Below are 17,620 nucleotides of genomic sequence, written 5' to 3' on the forward strand. Positions count from 1 at the left end.
CTAGGCCGACCGCAGGAAGCGGTCGAGGACATGGACGCCGAAGTGGAGCGCCTCGACGGGGACCCGCTCGTCGACACCGTGGAAGAGCGCCTGGTAGTCCAGCCCGTCCGGGAGCTTCAGCGGCGCGAACCCGTAGCCGGTGATGCCGAGGCGGGAGAACTGCTTGGCGTCCGTGCCGCCGGACATGCAGTACGGCACCACGTGCCCCTCGGGGGCGAACTCCTCGACGGCGGCCCGCATCCGGGCGTACGTGGGCGAGTCCACCGGCGCCTGGAGGGCCACCGAGCGGTGGTGGAACTCCCAGTCCACGTCCGGCCCGGTCAGCCGGTCGAGGGTGGCGCGGAACTCCTCCTCGGCGCCGGGCAGGAACCGGCCGTCCACGTAGGCGACCGCCTCCCCCGGAATCACGTTGACCTTGTAACCGGCCTGCAGCACCGTCGGGTTGGCGCTGTTGCGGACGGTGGCCTCGACGAGTTTCGCGGCCGGCCCGAGCTTCTCCAGCAGCCGGTCCACCTCTCTCAGGTTCGCCTCGATGCCGTACAGGGCGGCGAGTTCGGTGAGGGCAGCGCTCACGGTCGGGGTCAGCCTCAGCGGCCACTCGTGCTCGCCGATCCGGGTGACGGCGCCGGCCAGCCGGGTCACCGCGTTCTCCGCGTTGACCTTGGAGCCGTGTCCGGCCCGTCCGCGCGCGGTGAGCTTCAGCCAGGCGGTGCCGCGTTCGCCGGCGGCGATGGGGTACAGCTGCCGCCCTGCGCCGTCGTGGAAGGTGAACGCCCCCGACTCGCCGACGCCCTCCGTGCACCCCTCGAACAGCCCCGGGTGCCGTTCGGCGAGGAAGCCGGAGCCGTCCTCGGCGCTGGCCTCCTCGTCGGCGGTGAAGGCCACCACGATGTCCCGCCGGGGCCGCACACCCTCCCGGGCCCAGGAGCGCACCACGGCGAGGATCATCGCGTCCATGTTCTTCATGTCGACGGCCCCGCGCCCCCACACGACGCCGTCGCGGATCTCGCCGGAGAAGGGGTGGACGCTCCAGTCGCGGGCCTCGGCGGGCACCACGTCGAGGTGACCGTGCAGGAGCAGCGCGTCGGCGGACGGGTCGGTGCCCTCGATCCGGGCGACGACGTTGGTCCGCCCGGGCGCGCGCTCCAGCAGCACGGGTTCGAGTCCCGCCCCGGCGAGCCGCTCGGCGGCGTACTCGGCGGCCGGGCGTTCCCGGCAGTCGCCGCCGCCCCGGTTGGTGGTGTCGATCCGGATCAGGTCGGAGGTGAACCGGACGACCTCGTCCAGCGCCCGCTCGTCAGCCATACTGCTCCTCCACCGCGGCCGAGACGATCGTGGTGACCGCCTTGAAGGTACGGATCCCCTCGTACATGGTGTCGCTGGTGTACGCCACCTTCCGCTCCCCGATCCGGTCCACGCCCGGCACGACGGTCGCGGCCTGGGCGAGGTGTTCGGCGTCGAACTCCAGAGTGAGGGTGAAGGGCCCTGCGACGACAGGGTTTTGACGAACCGCCAACTCGGTCGCCTGTTTCGCCGCGGCGCGGATGTCGGCGGCGGTCCTGGCCGGAGTGCGGCACACGGCCGCGTACCGCGACACATGGTCCTTGACCGCGACCTTGAGCGCCTCCGGCGCGTACCCGAGCGCGTCCTCGCAGGCCACGTCGTCGCCGGTGACGAGGACGACGGGTACGCCGAACTCGGCGACGACGTGGGCGTTGAGCAGGCCCTCGCTGGCCCGTACGCCGTTCAGCCACACCCCGGTGACGGAGTTGGCCAGGTAGGTGTGGGCGAGGACGCCCTCCATGCCGGCGCCGGCGTGGTAGCCGACGAACGCGATGCCGTCGACGTCGCCGTGCTGCACGCCCTCCACCATGCTCAGCGACTTGTGCCGCCCGGTGAGCATCCGCACCCGCTCGTCCATCTGTTCGAGAAGCAGGTTGCGCATGGTCCAGTGGGCCTCGTTGACGAGCACGTCGTCGGCGCCGCCGTCGAAGAAGCCGAGCACGGCGGCGTTCACGTCCGAGGTGAACATCGCGCGGCAGCGCTCCCACTGCGGCGTCCCGGGCAGCACGTCGGCCGGCCAGGTGACCCCCGTGGCGCCCTCCATGTCCGCACTGATGAGGATCTTCATACGACGTCACGCTACGCGGTGGGAACCCCTCCGGCCAGGATCCCGTACGCCCCGTCGGCCCGCGCTCAGCCGGCCGCGCCGTCGCCGGCCAGGACGAACCAGCGTGCGGGGAGGTCGATGAGGGTGCCGTCCGCCATGTGCTCGGTCTGCGGCAGGGTCGTCTCGCCGCTGGCGAGGATCTCGAGCCCGGCCTTGCGCAGCAGCTGGGGGATCTCCTCGTCCTCCGCGTCGGCGGGCTTGAGCCCGTGCTCGAAGACCCGGCGCAGCTTGGGCGGCGGCCCGTCGGGGCCGGCGGCGGCGCGGCGCAGCACCTGCCGGGAGCCGGAGGTCAGTTCGACGACGAAGGCCCGCCCCTCGGAGCCGATGAGCTCGGCGACCGCGCCGGCCACCAGGGGGCGCGCCGCCGGCTCGCTCTGATGGATGACGGCCCGCATGTACACGTTGCTGTCGCCGGTGCGGGCGTGCAGGGCGCGCACGGCCTCGGTGTCGGTCAGGTCGAGTTGCTGGAACTCGACGGTGTCGCCGTCGGCGGCGCGGCGGGCGTGTGCGATGGCGGCGTGCGAGAGGTCGACGCCGACGGCGCGCGCGAACCGGGTGGCGAGGTACCGCGTCTGGGTGCCGTTGCCGCAGCCGAGGTCGACTATGGGGCGGGTGGTGTCCGCGTAGGGCAGGAGCAGTTCGCTGTGCGGCGCCGAGGTCAGGGACGGATCGGCGTCCCAGATCGCCTCGCCCCGTGCGTCGGACGTCTGCCGCCAGTAACTCTCCCAGTTGTCGCGGTAGTTCTCCGAGACCTTCATGTGAACTCCCCAGGGTCGGTGCCGTGACCGAAGTATCGCGTTCACGGGATGCCGGGCAAGGGGTGGGAGTCCACCTTTCACCTGATGTTCGAGCCTCTGCGCCGAGGGGTGAGGGCCTGCTCGAACCAGACCGTCTTGCGGTGCCCGGCGGCGCTGGCGCCCCATTCGCCGGCCAGGCGGCTGACGACGCGCAGGCCGCGGCCCGACTCGTCGTAGGTGCCCGCGCTGAGCAGGGCGGGCAGGGCCGGTTCGTCGTCGGTGACCTCGCACAGCAGTGCGTCGGTGCGGACCAGCCGCAGTCCGATCCGGTCGCCGTCCCCGTGCCGTACGGCGTTGGTGACGACCTCGCTGACCAGCAGTTCCGCGGTGTCCACCGCGTCGGGGAGGTCCCACTGGAGCAGTTGGGCGCGCACCAGCCGCCGGGCGCGGGCCACTTCGCGCGGGTCGCGGGCGAGCTGCCACTGGGCGACGTGGTCGGCGGGGACGCCGTTGAGGCGGGCCATGAGCAGGGCGACGTCGTCCTTGCGTCCGCCGCGGGTGTTGAGGGCCCGGATGATGGTGTCGCAGGCCGCGTCCATGGAGGCCGCGGGGTGCGCGGCGGACTCGCAGAGCGCGGCGAGGCCCTCGCCGATGTCGGCGGGCGAGGCCCTCGCCGATGTCGGCGCCGCGTACCTCGACCAGCCCGTCCGTGCACAGCACCAGCCGGTCGCCGGGCCGGACGCGGACGACGGCGGCCTCGAAGGGGACGCCGCCCACGCCGACGGGGGCGCCGGTGGGCAGGTCGAGCAGCTCGCTGCTGCCGTCCTCGGCGCGCACCAGGACGGGCGGGATGTGGCCGGCGTTGGAGAGCTGCAGTTCGCCGCGGATCGGGTCGTACACCGCGTACAGGCAGGTGGCGAGGTAGTTCTCGCCGAGTCGGCGGGCCAGGTCGTCGAGGTTGCGCAGCAGTTGGGCGGGCGGGGTCTCCATGGCGGCCATGGTCTGTACAGCGGTCCGCAACTGGCCCATCATGGCGGCCGAGTTGAGGCCGTGGCCCATGACGTCGCCGACCACCAGCGCGGTGCGCGAGCCGGGCAGTTTGATGGTGTCGAACCAGTCGCCGCCGATCCGGCCGAGCCGGGTGCCGGGCAGGTAGCGGGTGGCGACGTCGCAGCCGGCGGTGCGCGGGGCCACCTGCGGCAGCATGCTGTCCTGGAGGGTGTCGGCGACGTTCTCCTGGTAGGTGTACATGCGGGCGTTGTCGAGTACGAGGCCTGCGCGGGCGGCGAGTTCGGCGCCCGTGGTGCGGTCCATGTCGTCGAACTGCTGCCGGTCCGGACGGCGCATCAGCACCATGAAGCCCAGGACGACGTTGCGTGCCTTGAGCGGGACGATCAGCAGGGAGCGGCCGGTGATGAGGGGCCTGAGGTCGCGTTTCTCGAACTCGCCGGAGATGCGGTCGGACAGTTCCTCGGTGACCCTCGGGATGAGGACCGGCTCTCCCCTGACCATGCACTTGTAGAACGGGGTGTGTTCGGGGAAGGCGAAGGCCTCGCCGACCGGCACGGTGTCGTCCCAGCGGCCCGGTTCGTCGTTGTGTTCGACCCAGACGCGGTGCATCACGGTGCTCGCGTCCGGCGGGCCGTCGGGGAACCCCTCGCCCGCGAGGACCGCGGCGCGCAGATGGGTGCCGGCGAAGTCGGCGAAGCGGGGCACGGCGGCGCTGGTGACCTCGCGGATGGTCTCGCCGAGGTCGAGGGAGGAGCCGATGCCGGAGCTGACCTCGTTGAGGAACTCCAGCCGCTCGCGGACGGCCGCGTACTCCAGGTCGTGTTCGGCGCCGGCGGGGACGACGGCCACCGTGTGCCGCTGCGGGGCGGCTTCGAGGGGGTGGCGTCCCGCGCGGCGCGGCACGCCCCAGTCGGGCGTCACGGGCACCCGGTCGTACTGGCTGAACTCCAGGACGGGATAGCCGAGTTCGAGGATCTGGGAGACGACGCGGCCGCTCAGGCCGGGCCCCATGTTGGGCAGGATCTCGGGCAGCCGGCAAGCGAGGTCGTCGGAGGCGGGGAGTTCGGTGTGGCGGGCGAAGCCGGGCGAGATGCGCTCGGCGGCCTCCTCGTCGTGGCCGCGCTCGTCGCGCAGCCGCGTGGCGTCGGCGGCGAGCACCAGGAGCCGTGCGGGCCCGGGGCCGACGAGCGGGTAGGCCCACCACAGGACGTCGATGCGTTCGGATCCGGGTCCGGTCTGTCCGGGCCCTTCGCCGTGGCGCCCGGAGATCCGGGCCCGGCCCGCCGTCGGGTAGGCGGTGCGGCCGCCGAGGGAGGACTCCAGGTCGGGGCCCAGTGCGTCGTACGCCTCGTAGGCGTCGAGCAGCGGTTCGGTGTCGAGGGTGTCGGGCAGGGCGCCGGAGACCGGCAGCAGGTCGGCGGCGGAGTGGCCCACGGCGTCCTCCCGGGCCACGCCGAACAGCCGTCGCGCGCCCGTGCTCCAGTGGGAGACCAGGCCGTCGCGGTCGACGATGACCACGGCGAGCGGAATCCGGCCGGCCCCGGCATGCCGTGGCGGCGCGGCGCCGTCCCCGGGGTCTTCGCCCATTTCCGTGCCATGGTCCATGGCCCCGACCCTTCCTCCCCCTCGAAACGCGCGGGCTCCCCGTCGGCACCGCACGAGCCACGTCATGATCTGTGCCGCCTACTCCACGGTACGGGCGCGACACGTCGTGTGTGCGGCAATCGATGAATTCCCGTACCCGGCCCCGCGGCGCACGTTCAAGGGCTAGTCTTCGTGCCCCAGTTGGAGGTCCCGTTCCGTCCTGCCGCCCCCGGCGACCTGGAGCACGGTGGCCACGGGCGGGTAGCCGGCCGCGATGACGGTGTACTCGCCGGAGGAGAGGTCGACGAACCGGAAGGTTCCCTCGCTCCCGGTGGTGAGCGTGTCGACGACGTTCCCGGCGGCGTCGAGCAGGGTGACGCGGGCGTCCTCCACGGGCCGTCCCCCGCCGGCCCGGACGGTGCCGCGCAGCACGGCGCCGCCGGCGAGTTCGACGTCCTGGCGGGTCTCCCGGGAGGCCTGGACGCTGACCGGGAGCGCGGCGGGGCGGAACGCGGGCGCGCTGGCGGCGAGGGTGTACTCGCCGGCGACCAGTTCGGTGATGGCGTAGCCGCCCTCGCGGCCGCTGCGGGTGCTGGCGACGACCTCGCCGTGCACGTTGGTGAGGGTGACGGTGGCGTCCCGTACGGGGGTGCCGTCGGCGGTGACCACGCTGCCCGCGAGGCGTCCGGCGCCGCCGAGGACGACGTCGAGTTCGACGGGGCGTTCGCCGACGGTCACGGAGACGGCCTGCGGCTGGTGGCCGCCCGCGGCGGCGATCAGTACGTACGATCCCGAGCCGGGCGTGGACAGCGCGTACCGCCCGTCCTCGCCGCTGGCGCCCCGTCCGACCTGCTGCCCGGCGATGTCGATGAGGGTGAGTGCCGCGCGGGGCACCACGGTCCCGTCGGAGTGCTGCACCGTGCCGCAGACGGGGACTCCGGAGGCGTACGGCGAACGGGCCTGCGGGATCGGGGCGTTCACCGGCGCGGTCTCCTGGTCGGCTACGGGGGCGTTGTGGGACACCAGTGGTTTCTCCTTGAGGAAGAAGGCGAGGAGCAGGCCGATGACGAGCACCGGGACGAGGTAGAGGAAGATCCGGGGCATCGCGTCGGCGTAGGCGCGGACGCAGGCGTCGCGCAGCGCGGGCGGCAGCGCGTGCACCAGGTGCGGGGTGAGCGCCTCGGGGTCGGGGAGGCGGGCGCCGGTGTGCGGGGGGAGGCGGTCGTGCAGGGCGTCGGTGAGCCGGGCGGTGAAGAGGGTGCCGAAGACGGCGGCGCCGACGCTGCCGCCGATCTGCCGGAAGTAGTTGCCCGCACTGGTGGCGGTGCCGAGGTCGGCGGGGTGCACGGAGTTCTGCACGGCGAGGACGAGGACGGGCATCACCATGCCGATGCCGGCGCCGAGGACGGCCATCCAGATGCCGTGGTGCAGCCGGGGCGTGTCGGCCTCCAGCCGGGACAGCAGCCACATGCCGGCCACGGAGAGGGCGCCGCCGAGCACGGGGAACGCCTTGTAGCGGCCGGTGTGGGTGATGAGCTGCCCGGCCAGGACGGAGGCGCCGACGATGCCGCCCGTCATGGGCAGCATGAGCAGTCCTGACTCGGTGGCGGAGGCGCCGTCGACCATCTGCAGGTAGGTCGGCAGGTAACTCGCGGCGCCGAACAGGGCGACGCCGGTCACCAGGCCCACCAGGCCGGTCACGGTGAAGACGGAGTCCCTGAACAGCCTGAGCGGGATGAGGGGTTCGACGGCGAAGTGCTCGACGACCAGGAAGAGGACGGTCGCGGCCAGCGCGCCCGCGCCGAGGCCGAGGATCTCGCGCGAGTCCCAGGCGTACTCGGTGCCGCCCCAGCTGGTCAGCAGCACCAGGCAGGTGGAGGCCGCCGTGAGCAGCACCGTGCCGAGTACGTCGAAACGGCCCCGGGCGGGCGGCTTGGGGAGCTTCAGCACGGCCGTGACGACGGCCAGCGTGATCAGGCCGAAGGGCACGTTGACGTAGAAGCACCACCGCCAGGAGAGGTGGTCGGTGAAGTAGCCGCCGAGGAGCGGTCCGGCGACGGAGGCGAGGCCGAAGGCGGCGCCGATCAGGCCGAGGTAGCGGCCGCGCCGGCGGGGCGGCACGATGTCGGCGATGATCGCCTGCACCCCGGTCATGAGCCCGCCCGCGCCGACGCCCTGCACCGCGCGGAAGGCGATCAGCTGGTCCATGGTCTGCGCCCGCCCGGCGAGCGCGGAGCCGGCGACGAAGACGAGGATGGCGAACTGGAAGACGCCCTTGCGGCCGAGGAGGTCGCCGAGCTTGCCGTAGACGGGCAGGCCCACGGTGGAGGTGAGCAGGTAGGCGGTGATCGCCCAGGACATCCGGTCCACGCCGTGCAGTTCGCCGACGATCCGGGGCAGCGCGGTGGCGACGATCATCTGCTCCAGGGCGGCGAGGAGCAGCGCGAGCATCAGCGCGGCGAAGACCAGCCGGACCCGGCGCGGGCTCGGTCCGGCGGCCGGTGCGGGCGGCGGGGCGGGCGGTCGGCCGGCCGCCCGGGCCGGCTCGTCCTGCACCAGAGTCGTCCCGCCCACCTGTCGCTCCCCTCGTCGCACTGCCGATCAATTGCCGCGTAACCACCTAATGCGACAACTGCGAGCAAGTGCGACGAGTTACGGCCTTGGGCGGAGCTACTTCTCGACCTCGGCGGCGAGTTTGGCGAGGACGGCGTCGTAGATCCGGGCGAGACCCTTGGGGGCGAAGGTCCGCTCGAAGAAGCCGCCGATGCCGCCGGCGCCCTTCCAGGTGGTGGTGACGACGACCCGGGAGCTGCCCTCGCCGGCCGGGGTGACGCGCCAGGTGGTGACCATCGAGGAGTTGCGGTCCTTCTCGACCAGTTCGCCGTCGGTGGGCTCGCTGACCTCCAGGAGGCAGTCGCGCACGCGCTTGCTGGTGGCCTGGAGCTTCCAGTGGACGAGGGTGCCCTCGCCGTCGCCGCCCTCGCGCACCTCGTACTCGCTGAAGTGCTCGGGCAGCAGCTTCGCGCGCGTGCCGGTGTAGTCGGCGAGGGCGTCGAACACCTTCTCCGCGTCCGCCGCGACGACCCGCTCCGTAGTGGCCTCGACCTGCGCCATTGCGTTCCTCCAGGACCTGCTGTGCTCGGGGTTTCTCGGGGTGGGAGGCAAGCCAACCACCCCGGTCCCCGGCCGCCCAAATCGGGGTGTCCGATGCGGTCGGAAACCGTCTCGCACGATCATGCGAACGAATGTTCTATTCTGGGGCCAGCGCTACCGAGGAGGCCTGATGCGCTGGGAGAACCTCACAGCCGAGTCCGAACACGGCCGGGCCGACACCGCACTGTTCGACGCGGACGCGGTCACCACCCGTACGTTCGACACACCCGAGTTCCGCGGGATCACCTTCCACGAGGTCCGGGCCCGCTCGATCCTCAACCGGGTGCCGGGCGCCTCCCGCATGCCGTTCGAGTGGACGGTCAATCCCTACCGGGGCTGCACGCACGCGTGCGTGTACTGCTTCGCCCGCAAGACGCACAGCTACCTCGACCTCGACACGGGCATCGGCTTCGACACCCAGATCGTGGTCAAGGTCAACGCGCCCGAGCTGCTGCGCCGCCAGCTCTCCTCCCGCCGCTGGGCGGGCGAGCACGTCGCGATGGGCACGAACGTCGACTGCTACCAGCGGGCCGAGGGCCGCTACCACCTCATGCCGGGCATCATCTCCGCCCTCACCGACCACGCGAACCCCTTCTCGATCCTGACCAAGGGCACGCTGATCCTGCGCGACCTCGACCTGCTGACCCGGGCCGCGCAGGTCACGGACGTCGGCATCTCGGTCTCCGTCGGCTTCACCGACCACGGCCTGTGGCGCACCGTGGAGCCGGGCACGCCCGCGCCCGAGCGCCGCCTGGACGTCGTACGCACCCTCGGCGAGCACGGCATCGGCTGCGGGGTGCTGATGGCTCCGGTGATCCCGTTCCTCGGCGACGACCCGGCGCAACTGCGCGCCACCGTACGGGCCATCGCCGCCGCCGGGGCCACCTCCGTCACCCCGCTGGTGCTGCATCTGCGGCCCGGGGCCCGCGAGTGGTTCATGGCCTGGCTGGCCGCGCACCACCCGCATCTGGTGCGCCGTTACGAGCGGTTGTACGCGGAGGGCGCCTACGCGCCGAAGTGGTACCAGCGCCGGATCACCCGTCAGGTCCACGAGCTGGCCCAGGAGTACGGCATCGGCCCCACGCGCGCGGGCGCGCACCGGCGGGTCGGCCCTTCCGAACCGGCCGAAGCCCCGGACCCCGGGCACGAGGTGTGCGGACCGACCCAACTCACGCTGATCTGAGCACGTTCGGGGGGATCCCACGGCGCAATCGGGTCAAGTATCGGCAGAACAGGTTCTTCCGGATCCGCTTCCCGGGACGATGCGGCGAGGACCGCGGCCCTCGCGGTCCGCGCCCCTCCGTCCCGGGAGGACCCATTGAGAACACGCGCAGCCATGCTGTGCGGTGCCGCCGTCATGGTGGCCGGGTCGGTCACGGCCGTCCCCGCCGACGCGACGACGCCGCAGACCGCGCCCGCCGTCCAGGCCGCCGGTCTCGCCTGGAAGAAGTGCGCCACCACCGACTATCCGACGCTGCAGTGCGCGTCGCTGAAGGTGCCGCTCGACCACGCGAAACCCACCGGCCGGCAGATCACGCTCGCCCTGTCCCGGGTCCGGCACACCGCCAGGACCTTCCAGGGCCCGCTGCTGGTCAACCCCGGCGGCCCCGGCGGCAGCGGTCTGACGCTGGCCGGCTTCGTCGCGTCCACGCTGCCCAAGGCGGTGGCCGCGCAGTACGACGTGATCGGCTTCGACCCGCGCGGCGTCGGCAAGAGCACCCCCGCGCTGAACTGCAAGCGCGGCTACTTCGATCCCGTACGCCCCGACACCGTCCCCGGCACGCCCGCGGTCGAGGAGGCGGGCCTCACGCGCGTGAAGGCCTTCGCCGCCGCCTGCGGCAAGAAGTACGCGAGCGTGCTGCCGTACATCAGCACCGTCAGCGCCGCCCGGGACATGGAGGCCGTGCGGCGGGCCCTCGGCGCGAAGAAGCTCAACTACCTCGGCTACTCGTACGGCACCTATCTCGGCGCGGTCTACGCCAAGCTCTACCCGCAGCGGGTGCGCCGCCTGGTCCTGGACTCCGTCGTCGACCCGTCCGGCGTCTGGTACGACGACAACCTCCGCCAGGACCACGCCTTCAACGACCGCCACCGCGCCCTGATGGCGTGGATCGCCCGGCACGACTCGGCCTACCGGCTCGGCACCGATCCGGAGAAGGTCGAGGCCAAGTGGTACGCGATGCGGGCGGCGCTGGCGAAGAAGCCCGCGGGCGGCAAGGTCGGCGCCTCCGAACTGGAGGACACCTTCATCCCGGCCGGCTACTACAACGGCTACTGGCCCGAGCTCGCCAAGGTGTTCGCGGCCTACACCAACGACCGGGACACCGGTCCGCTCCTCGAGACGTACCAGGACTTCGCCGCCCTCGACGCCTCGGGCGACAACGGCTACGGCGTCTACACCTCGGTGCAGTGCCGGGACGCCTCCTGGCCCCGCGGCTGGGAGCAGTGGCACAAGGACACCTGGGCGGCGTACGACCGGGCACCCTTCATGGCCTGGAACAACACCTGGTACAACGCGCCGTGCGCCTTCTGGCCGAAGGAATCCCTGCGCCCGGTGAACGTCGCCAACGGCAAGCTGCCGCCGGCCCTGCTGTTCCAGGCGACGAACGACGCGGCCACCCCCTACCAGGGCGGAGTGACGGTCCATCACCTCCTCACCGGCTCCAGCCTGGTCGTCGAGCGGGGCGGCGGCAACCACGGCATCACCCTGAGCGGCAACACCTGCCTGGACAAGCACCTGGCGACCTACCTGACCAGCGGCAAGGTCCCGCGCGGCCACGGCGGGGCCGACGCGGAGTGCCGGGCCCTGCCCGACCCCGGGCCCGGCACGGCCAAGTCGGCGTCCGCGCCGTCCCGCGGCTCCAGCCTGCACGGGCTGCTGGGCTTCCGGCACTGAGCGCGGCACGGCCCGACGGTCCCGCCGGGGGTGGCCCCGCCCCCGGCGGGGCCACCCCCGGGTCCCGTTCAAGGTGCCGCCATGGACCACCGGCCCCCGCACATCCGACCGATGACCCTCGCCGACTGCGACCGCGTCTCCGGGATACGCGTACGCGGCTGGCAGAGCGCCTACCGGGGACTCGTGCCGCAGTCGTACCTGGACGCCCTCAGCGTGGCGGAGGACGCCGAGCGGCGGCGCGCCCGTTTCTCCCCGCATGCCAGGGACGGGGTGGTGAACCTGGTCGCGGAGCGGGACGCCCAGATCGTCGGCTGGGCGGCGCACGGCCCGTACCGTGACGGCGAAAGGCGCACCGCGGACGCCGAGTTGTACGCGCTCTACGTCGATCCCGCGCACCTCGGGAGCGGGGTCGGCAGGGCGCTGCTGGAGAGGTCGGTACGGCAGTGCTTTGTCCACCCGCGGATGTTCCTGTGGGTGCTGAAGGAGAACTCGCGCGCCCGGCGCTTCTACGAGCGGGCGGGTTTCCGGGCGGACGGCGCCGAGGAGCCCTTCGAGGTGGACGGCGTCGCCGTGCCCGAGGTGCGGTACGTGAGGGAGCCGGTGCGCTGAGGGGTCACCTCGGCTTCGGGATCCGCGCCAGTGCGTGCACCGCCGCCTCGGCCAGCGCCGGGTGGGCGAGGGCCTCGTTCAGTACGCGCCGGGCACGGGTGTCCGCGAGCGCGCCGAGGCCCTCCACGCAGGCGAGGGCGACCCGGCGGTAGGGATCGTGCGGGCGCAGCCGCCGCTCCAGGGTGGTGATCAGCGCGGGCACGGACTCGGGGGCGCGCAGTTCGACCAGCAGCCGCACCGGCTGCAGGGCGTAGGCGACGCGCAGCTCGTTGGTGGCCAGGGCCGCCGCGGCGCGCGCGGTGCGCGGGTCGCCGAGGCGGGCCAGCGCGTGGGCGGCGGCGGCGCAGCGCGGCGGGTCGCGGTGGTTGAGCAGCAGCACGAGCGACTCGAAGGCGCGCCGGTCCCCCGCCACCCCCAGCCGGAACGCGGCCAGCTCCCTGGCCCACAGCGGCTGCCCGGGCGCGGTCAGCACCTCCGCCAGTTCGTCGAGGTCGCCGGTCGCGGCCAGCCGCTCGTACGCCGCCGAGCCCCCGGCCTCCCGCCGCAGACGCTCCGTGAGCGATCGCAACTCTTCGTCCACGAGGCCCAGCGTAGGGGTGTCGCGCGCCCATCGGGACGTACATCACAAACTCAGAGGGCTGGCGCGCTCGTTACCCGCCGGTTAAGCTCAGGTGAGCGAGTTACCCACTCGCACATCCGCTCGCGACGGTCTGGTGACGCGGCCGTCGTGAGCGCTGGTCGGTTCGGTACGTCTGTACCGCAGCAGGACCCGGCTCCGGGACAGGGCCGGTCGGTTTTCGCCGTACCCGGGCATGTGCGCCCGCGGTGACGGCACCGGGCGTGTGCGCTCGCAGCCCGGAACACCCGCACTCCTCCACGCCCCGGTGTGCGCCCTCGGCGCACCCGGCGCGCTCTCGTCGTCACCCTCATTCCTGGAGTCCGCGATGGCCACTCCCCTGTCCCACAGCCCTCTGTCCCCGCTCGCCACCGTGGCCGTCGTCGGCCTCGGCACCATGGGCACCGGTATCACCGAGGTCCTCGCCAAGGCCGGCCGCACGGTGATCGGCATCGACATCAGCGAGGCCCAGGCCGCGAAGTCCGTCGCCGCCCTGGAGTCCTCCACCGCCCGTGCCGTGCAGCGCGGCAAGCTCACCGAGCAGCAGCGCGCGGACCTCCTGGCCCGGGTGCGCACCTCCACCGACCTGCGGGCCGCCGCCGACGCCGACCTGGTCATCGAGGTGACCCCGGAGTCGTACGAGATCAAGCAGCAGGTCTTCCGCGAACTCGACGGCGTCGTGCGGCCGGAGACGATCCTCGCGACCGGCACCAACGCCCTGTCGGTGACCCGCCTGGCCGCGGACTCCGCCCGCCCGGAGCGCGTCCTTGGCCTGCACTTCTTCAACCCCGCCCCGGCGATGCGCCTGGTCGAGGTGGTCTCCTCGGTGCTGACCGCGCCGCAGGCCGTCGCCGCGGTCACCGACCTCGCCATCGAGCTGGGCAAGGAGCCGGTCGCGGTCGGCGACCGCCCCGGGTTCGTCGCGGACGGGCTGCTGTTCGGCTACCTCAACCAGGCCGCCGCGATGTACGAGGCGAGGTACGCCTCCCGCGAGGACATCGACGCCGCGATGCGGCTCGGCTGCGGCCTGCCGATGGGCCCGCTGGCGCTGCTGGACCTGATCGGCATCGACACCGCGCGGACCGTCCTGGAGGCGATGTACGCCGAGTCCCACGACCGGCTGCACGCCCCCGCCCCGATCCTCAAGCAGCTCAGCGAGGCCGGCCTGACCGGCCGGAAGTCGGGCCGCGGCTTCTACACGTACGAGGCCCCCGGCAGCGCCACCGTCGTGCCGGACGCCCTGACGCCCGGCTCCAGCGGCGCCGGGGTCGCGGGCCGGGAGGTCCGCTCGGTGGGCGTCGCCGGGTCCGGCACCATGGCCTCCGGCATCGCCGAGGTCTTCGCCAAGGCCGGCTACGACGTCGTCCTGGCCGCCCGCAGCGAGGAGAAGGCCGCGGTCGCCAAGGCCCGCATCGGCAAGTCGCTGGCCCGCTCGGTCGACAAGGGCCGGCTGACCGCCGAGGCCGCCGCCGAGACCCTGGACCGGATCACCCCGGCGGGCTCCTACGACGCCTTCGCCGAGGTGGATCTGGCCGTCGAGGCGGTCGCCGAGGACCTGGAGGTCAAGCGGCAGCTGTTCGCGGCGCTGGACAAGGTCTGCAAGCCGGGCGCGGTCCTGGCGACCACCACCTCCTCGCTGCCGGTCGTCGCCTGTGCCCGCGCCACCTCGCGTCCCGAGGACGTGATCGGCATGCACTTCTTCAACCCGGCGCCGGCGATGAAGCTGGTCGAGGTGGTCCGTACGGTGCTGACGGCGGACGACGTCCACGCGACGGTCCGCGAGGTCTGCGCCAAGGTGAGGAAGCACGCGGTCGACTGCGGCGACCGGGCGGGCTTCATCGTGAACGCGCTGCTGTTCCCGTACCTCAACAACGCGGTCAAGATGGTGCAGGAGCACTACGCGTCGCTCGACGACATCGACGCGGCGATGAAGCTCGGCGGCGGCTACCCGATGGGCCCCTTCGAGCTCCTGGACGTGGTCGGGCTCGACGTCTCCCTGGCGATCGAGAAGGTGCTGCACCGCGAGTTCCGCGACCCGGGGCTGGCCCCGGCGCCGCTCCTGGAGCACCTGGTGGCCGCGGGCTGCCTCGGCCGCAAGACCGGCCGCGGCTTCCGCGAATATGCCCGCCGCTGAGCGTCCGGCCGACTGGGGCGGGCTGCTCGGCCCGGCCGCGTCCGACCCGCCCGCCCGGCCCGGCGGCCCCCCGCCCCTCGCGGGCGGGGGAAACCCCGGACCTGCGCATCGAGCTGCGCCGATGCAGTACGTTCGGGTCATGTCCCAGCCCGCCAAGTCCTCCCGTACACCAGCCGCGTCCGACATGCCGGAGAGTTCCGCGGGCGGCCGTGCCGCCGCCCAGAGGCTCAAGATGCGCCGAGAACTGGCGGCGGCCGCGATGGAGTTGTTCGCGACCAAGGGGTACGAGGCGACCACCGTCGACGAGATCGCGGCCGCGGCCGGGGTCGCGCGCCGCACCTTCTTCCGCCACTTCCGCTCCAAGGAAGAGGCGATCTTCCCCGACCACGACGACACGCTGATCCGCGCCGAGGCGGTGCTCAACGCGGCCCCCGCGCACGAGCACCCGCTCGACACGGTGTGCCGCGGCATCAAGGAAGTCATGAAGATGTACGCGGCCCGGCCGGAGATCTCGGTCGCCCGCTACAAGCTGACCCGCGAGGTGCCCACCCTGCGCGAGGCGGAGATCGCGTCGGTGGCCCGCTACGAGCGCCTCTTCACCCGCTACCTCCTCGGCCACTTCGACGAGCACGCGCACGACGACGACGCCAACGACGACCCGCTGCTCGCCGAGGTCGCCGCCTCCGCCGTGGTCACCGCCCACAACCACGTCCTGCGCCGCTGGCTGAGGGCCGGGGGCCAGGGCGACGTGGAGGCCCAGCTCGACCACGCCTTCGCGATCGTGCGCAAGACCTTCGGCACGGGCATCGGCGCCGGGCGCACCGCGTCGCCGCAGCCGGCGGCGGCCCCGGCGGCGGTCTCCGCGCACGGCGAGGTGCTGGTGACCGTGGCCCGTACCGACGCCCCGCTGGACGAGGTCATGCGGACCATCGAGGAGGCTCTGAAGGACCGCTGAGCCCGCCCGCGCCCTGTGACGACGGCCACCCTCCCGGGTGGCCGTTTTGGCATGTCAGGGCACCTTTTCGCGCGGATCTCAGGGGCCGTTCGATCGATCATCGCTCATGTGTTACGTAAAGATTTCAGGTGAGAGCAAGTTCTGGCACTCAGTGCCTTGCCACGTGACACGCGGTGTCATACGTTGAAGATGTCCGGGCGGCCGGCGAGCAGCGACCGATCGTTCGCCGGCTGTCCCCGCAAGCCGACGGCCTGCGCGCCCGGACGCCTGCGTCACAGGCACCTCCCGCGCCACAAAGCGCTGCCGAAGCACCACCCGCCGAACCGACGGCACCCCTCAACCCTCAGCAGCACCGACGTAACCCTCAGCGCCCCTCCCTCAGGGCGCTCACCGCCGGAGGCAACACCGTGACCGTGAAGGACATCCTGGACGCGATCCAGTCGAAGGACGCCACGTCCGCCGACATCGCCGCTCTGCCGCTCCCCGAGTCGTACCGCGCGATCACCGTGCACAAGGACGAGACGGAGATGTTCGCGGGCCTCGCGACCCGCGACAAGGACCCGCGCAAGTCGATCCACCTGGACGAGGTGGCGCTGCCCGAGCTCGGCCCGGGCGAGGCCCTGGTGGCCGTCATGGCCTCCTCGGTCAACTACAACTCCGTGTGGACGTCGATCTTCGAGCCGCTGTCGACGTTCGGCTTCCTGGAGCGCTACGGCAAGCTCTCCGAGCTGACCAAGCGGCACGACCTGCCCTACCACATCATCGGCTCCGACCTCGCGGGCGTCGTCCTGCGCACCGGCCCCGGCGTCAACGCCTGGAAGCCCGGTGACGAGGTCGTCGCGCACTGCCTGAGCGTGGAGCTGGAGTCGAGCGACGGCCACAACGACACGATGCTCGACCCCGAGCAGCGGATCTGGGGCTTCGAGACCAACTTCGGCGGCCTCGCGGAGATCGCGCTGGTCAAGTCCAACCAGCTGATGCCCAAGCCGGACCACCTCAGCTGGGAGGAGGCCGCCGCTCCGGGCCTGGTCAACTCCACCGCCTACCGGCAGCTGGTCTCCCGCAACGGCGCCGGCATGAAGCAGGGCGACAACGTGCTCATCTGGGGCGCGAGCGGCGGCCTCGGCTCCTACGCCACGCAGTTCGCGCTGGCCGGCGGCGCCAACCCGATCTGTGTCGTCTCCAGCCCGCAGAAGGCGGAGATCTGCCGCTCGATGGGCGCCGAGGCGATCATCGACCGCAACGCCGAGGGCTACAAGTTCTGGAAGGACGAGCACACCCAGGACCCGAAGGAGTGGAAGCGCTTCGGCAAGCGCATCCGCGAACTCACCGGCGGCGAGGACATCGACATCGTCTTCGAGCACCCCGGCCGCGAGACCTTCGGCGCCTCCGTGTACGTCACCCGCAAGGGCGGCACCATCACCACCTGCGCCTCGACCTCGGGCTACATGCACGAGTACGACAACCGCTACCTGTGGATGTCCCTGAAGCGGATCATCGGCTCGCACTTCGCCAACTACCGCGAGGCCTGGGAGGCCAACCGGCTCATCGCCAAGGGCAAGATCCACCCGACGCTGTCGAAGGTGTACGCCCTGGAGGAGACCGGCCAGGCCGCGTACGACGTGCACCGCAACCTCCACCAGGGCAAGGTCGGCGTGCTGTGCCTCGCCCCCGAGGAGGGTCTGGGCGTGCGCGACGAGGAGAAGCGCGCGAAGCACATCGACGCCATCAACCGCTTCCGGAACATCTGAGCGC

The 17,620-nt window shown here is 72.4% G+C and carries 12 protein-coding genes and 1 pseudogene; 6 read left to right on the plus strand and 7 right to left on the minus strand.

The features are described from left to right. The 6 genes and pseudogenes from ACZ7L0_RS02345 to ACZ7L0_RS02370 all read right to left on the minus strand — a co-directional run bounded on the left by ACZ7L0_RS02345 (position 1) and on the right by ACZ7L0_RS02370 (position 8,616). A complete protein-coding gene (locus ACZ7L0_RS02345) occupies positions 1 to 1,305 on the minus strand; it encodes a M20/M25/M40 family metallo-hydrolase (RefSeq protein ID WP_471240500.1) in 1,305 nt (434 codons plus the stop codon). Beyond that, positions 1,298 to 2,131, minus strand: a complete 834-nt coding sequence (locus ACZ7L0_RS02350; protein WP_471240501.1) for a M55 family metallopeptidase — start codon at positions 2,129 to 2,131, stop codon at positions 1,298 to 1,300. The genes ACZ7L0_RS02345 and ACZ7L0_RS02350 overlap by 8 nt, the downstream gene beginning before the upstream one ends. A 65-nt stretch (positions 2,132 to 2,196) precedes the next feature. After that, positions 2,197 to 2,928 (minus strand): methyltransferase domain-containing protein, encoded by a 732-nt coding sequence (locus ACZ7L0_RS02355; RefSeq protein ID WP_471240502.1) that lies wholly within the window; start codon positions 2,926 to 2,928, stop codon positions 2,197 to 2,199. 77 nt (positions 2,929 to 3,005) lie between these two features. Next, positions 3,006 to 5,523: pseudogene (locus ACZ7L0_RS02360) on the minus strand (ATP-binding SpoIIE family protein phosphatase). Between the two features lie 162 nt (positions 5,524 to 5,685). Next, positions 5,686 to 8,076 (minus strand): MFS transporter, encoded by a 2,391-nt coding sequence (locus ACZ7L0_RS02365; protein WP_471240503.1) that lies wholly within the window; start codon positions 8,074 to 8,076, stop codon positions 5,686 to 5,688. Positions 8,077 to 8,172: 96 nt separating this feature from the next. Continuing rightward, a complete protein-coding gene (locus ACZ7L0_RS02370) occupies positions 8,173 to 8,616 on the minus strand; it encodes an SRPBCC family protein (protein ID WP_471240504.1) in 444 nt (147 codons plus the stop codon). A 169-nt stretch (positions 8,617 to 8,785) separates the two neighbouring features. Between ACZ7L0_RS02370 and ACZ7L0_RS02375 the strand changes: the two genes are divergently transcribed. The 3 genes from ACZ7L0_RS02375 to ACZ7L0_RS02385 all read left to right on the plus strand — a co-directional run bounded on the left by ACZ7L0_RS02375 (position 8,786) and on the right by ACZ7L0_RS02385 (position 12,160). Continuing rightward, a complete protein-coding gene (locus ACZ7L0_RS02375; RefSeq protein ID WP_471240505.1) occupies positions 8,786 to 9,838 on the plus strand; it encodes an Rv2578c family radical SAM protein in 1,053 nt (350 codons plus the stop codon). A 135-nt stretch (positions 9,839 to 9,973) separates the two neighbouring features. Continuing rightward, positions 9,974 to 11,551 carry an alpha/beta hydrolase gene (locus ACZ7L0_RS02380; RefSeq protein ID WP_471240506.1) on the plus strand — a complete coding sequence of 526 codons (1,578 nt, stop codon included), beginning with the start codon at positions 9,974 to 9,976 and terminating at the stop codon, positions 11,549 to 11,551. Between the two features lie 81 nt (positions 11,552 to 11,632). Then, the gene (locus ACZ7L0_RS02385; RefSeq protein ID WP_471240507.1) at positions 11,633 to 12,160 is read left to right on the plus strand and encodes a GNAT family N-acetyltransferase; all 528 of its coding nucleotides are present in this window, start codon (positions 11,633 to 11,635) and stop codon (positions 12,158 to 12,160) included. Positions 12,161 to 12,164: 4 nt separating this feature from the next. Here ACZ7L0_RS02385 and ACZ7L0_RS02390 read toward each other — a convergent pair whose 3' ends face one another. Further along, entirely contained in the window at positions 12,165 to 12,740 is a 576-nt protein-coding gene (locus tag ACZ7L0_RS02390; protein ID WP_471240508.1) for an adenylosuccinate lyase, read from the minus strand. Between the two features lie 364 nt (positions 12,741 to 13,104). Here ACZ7L0_RS02390 and ACZ7L0_RS02395 point away from each other — a divergent pair, with 364 nt between their 5' ends. The 3 genes from ACZ7L0_RS02395 (at position 13,105) to ccrA (ending at position 17,616) form a co-directional block, all read left to right on the plus strand. Then, positions 13,105 to 14,910, plus strand: a complete 1,806-nt coding sequence (locus tag ACZ7L0_RS02395; RefSeq protein ID WP_471240509.1) for a 3-hydroxyacyl-CoA dehydrogenase family protein — start codon at positions 13,105 to 13,107, stop codon at positions 14,908 to 14,910. Between the two features lie 121 nt (positions 14,911 to 15,031). Continuing rightward, positions 15,032 to 15,865 (plus strand): TetR family transcriptional regulator, encoded by an 834-nt coding sequence (locus tag ACZ7L0_RS02400; RefSeq protein WP_471240510.1) that lies wholly within the window; start codon positions 15,032 to 15,034, stop codon positions 15,863 to 15,865. Between the two features lie 413 nt (positions 15,866 to 16,278). Beyond that, the gene (ccrA, locus tag ACZ7L0_RS02405) at positions 16,279 to 17,616 is read left to right on the plus strand and encodes a crotonyl-CoA carboxylase/reductase (RefSeq protein WP_471240965.1); all 1,338 of its coding nucleotides are present in this window, start codon (positions 16,279 to 16,281) and stop codon (positions 17,614 to 17,616) included. Positions 17,617 to 17,620: the final 4 nt, after the last annotated feature.

The sequence above is a fragment of the Streptomyces sp. NPDC039424 genome (assembly GCF_055639495.1).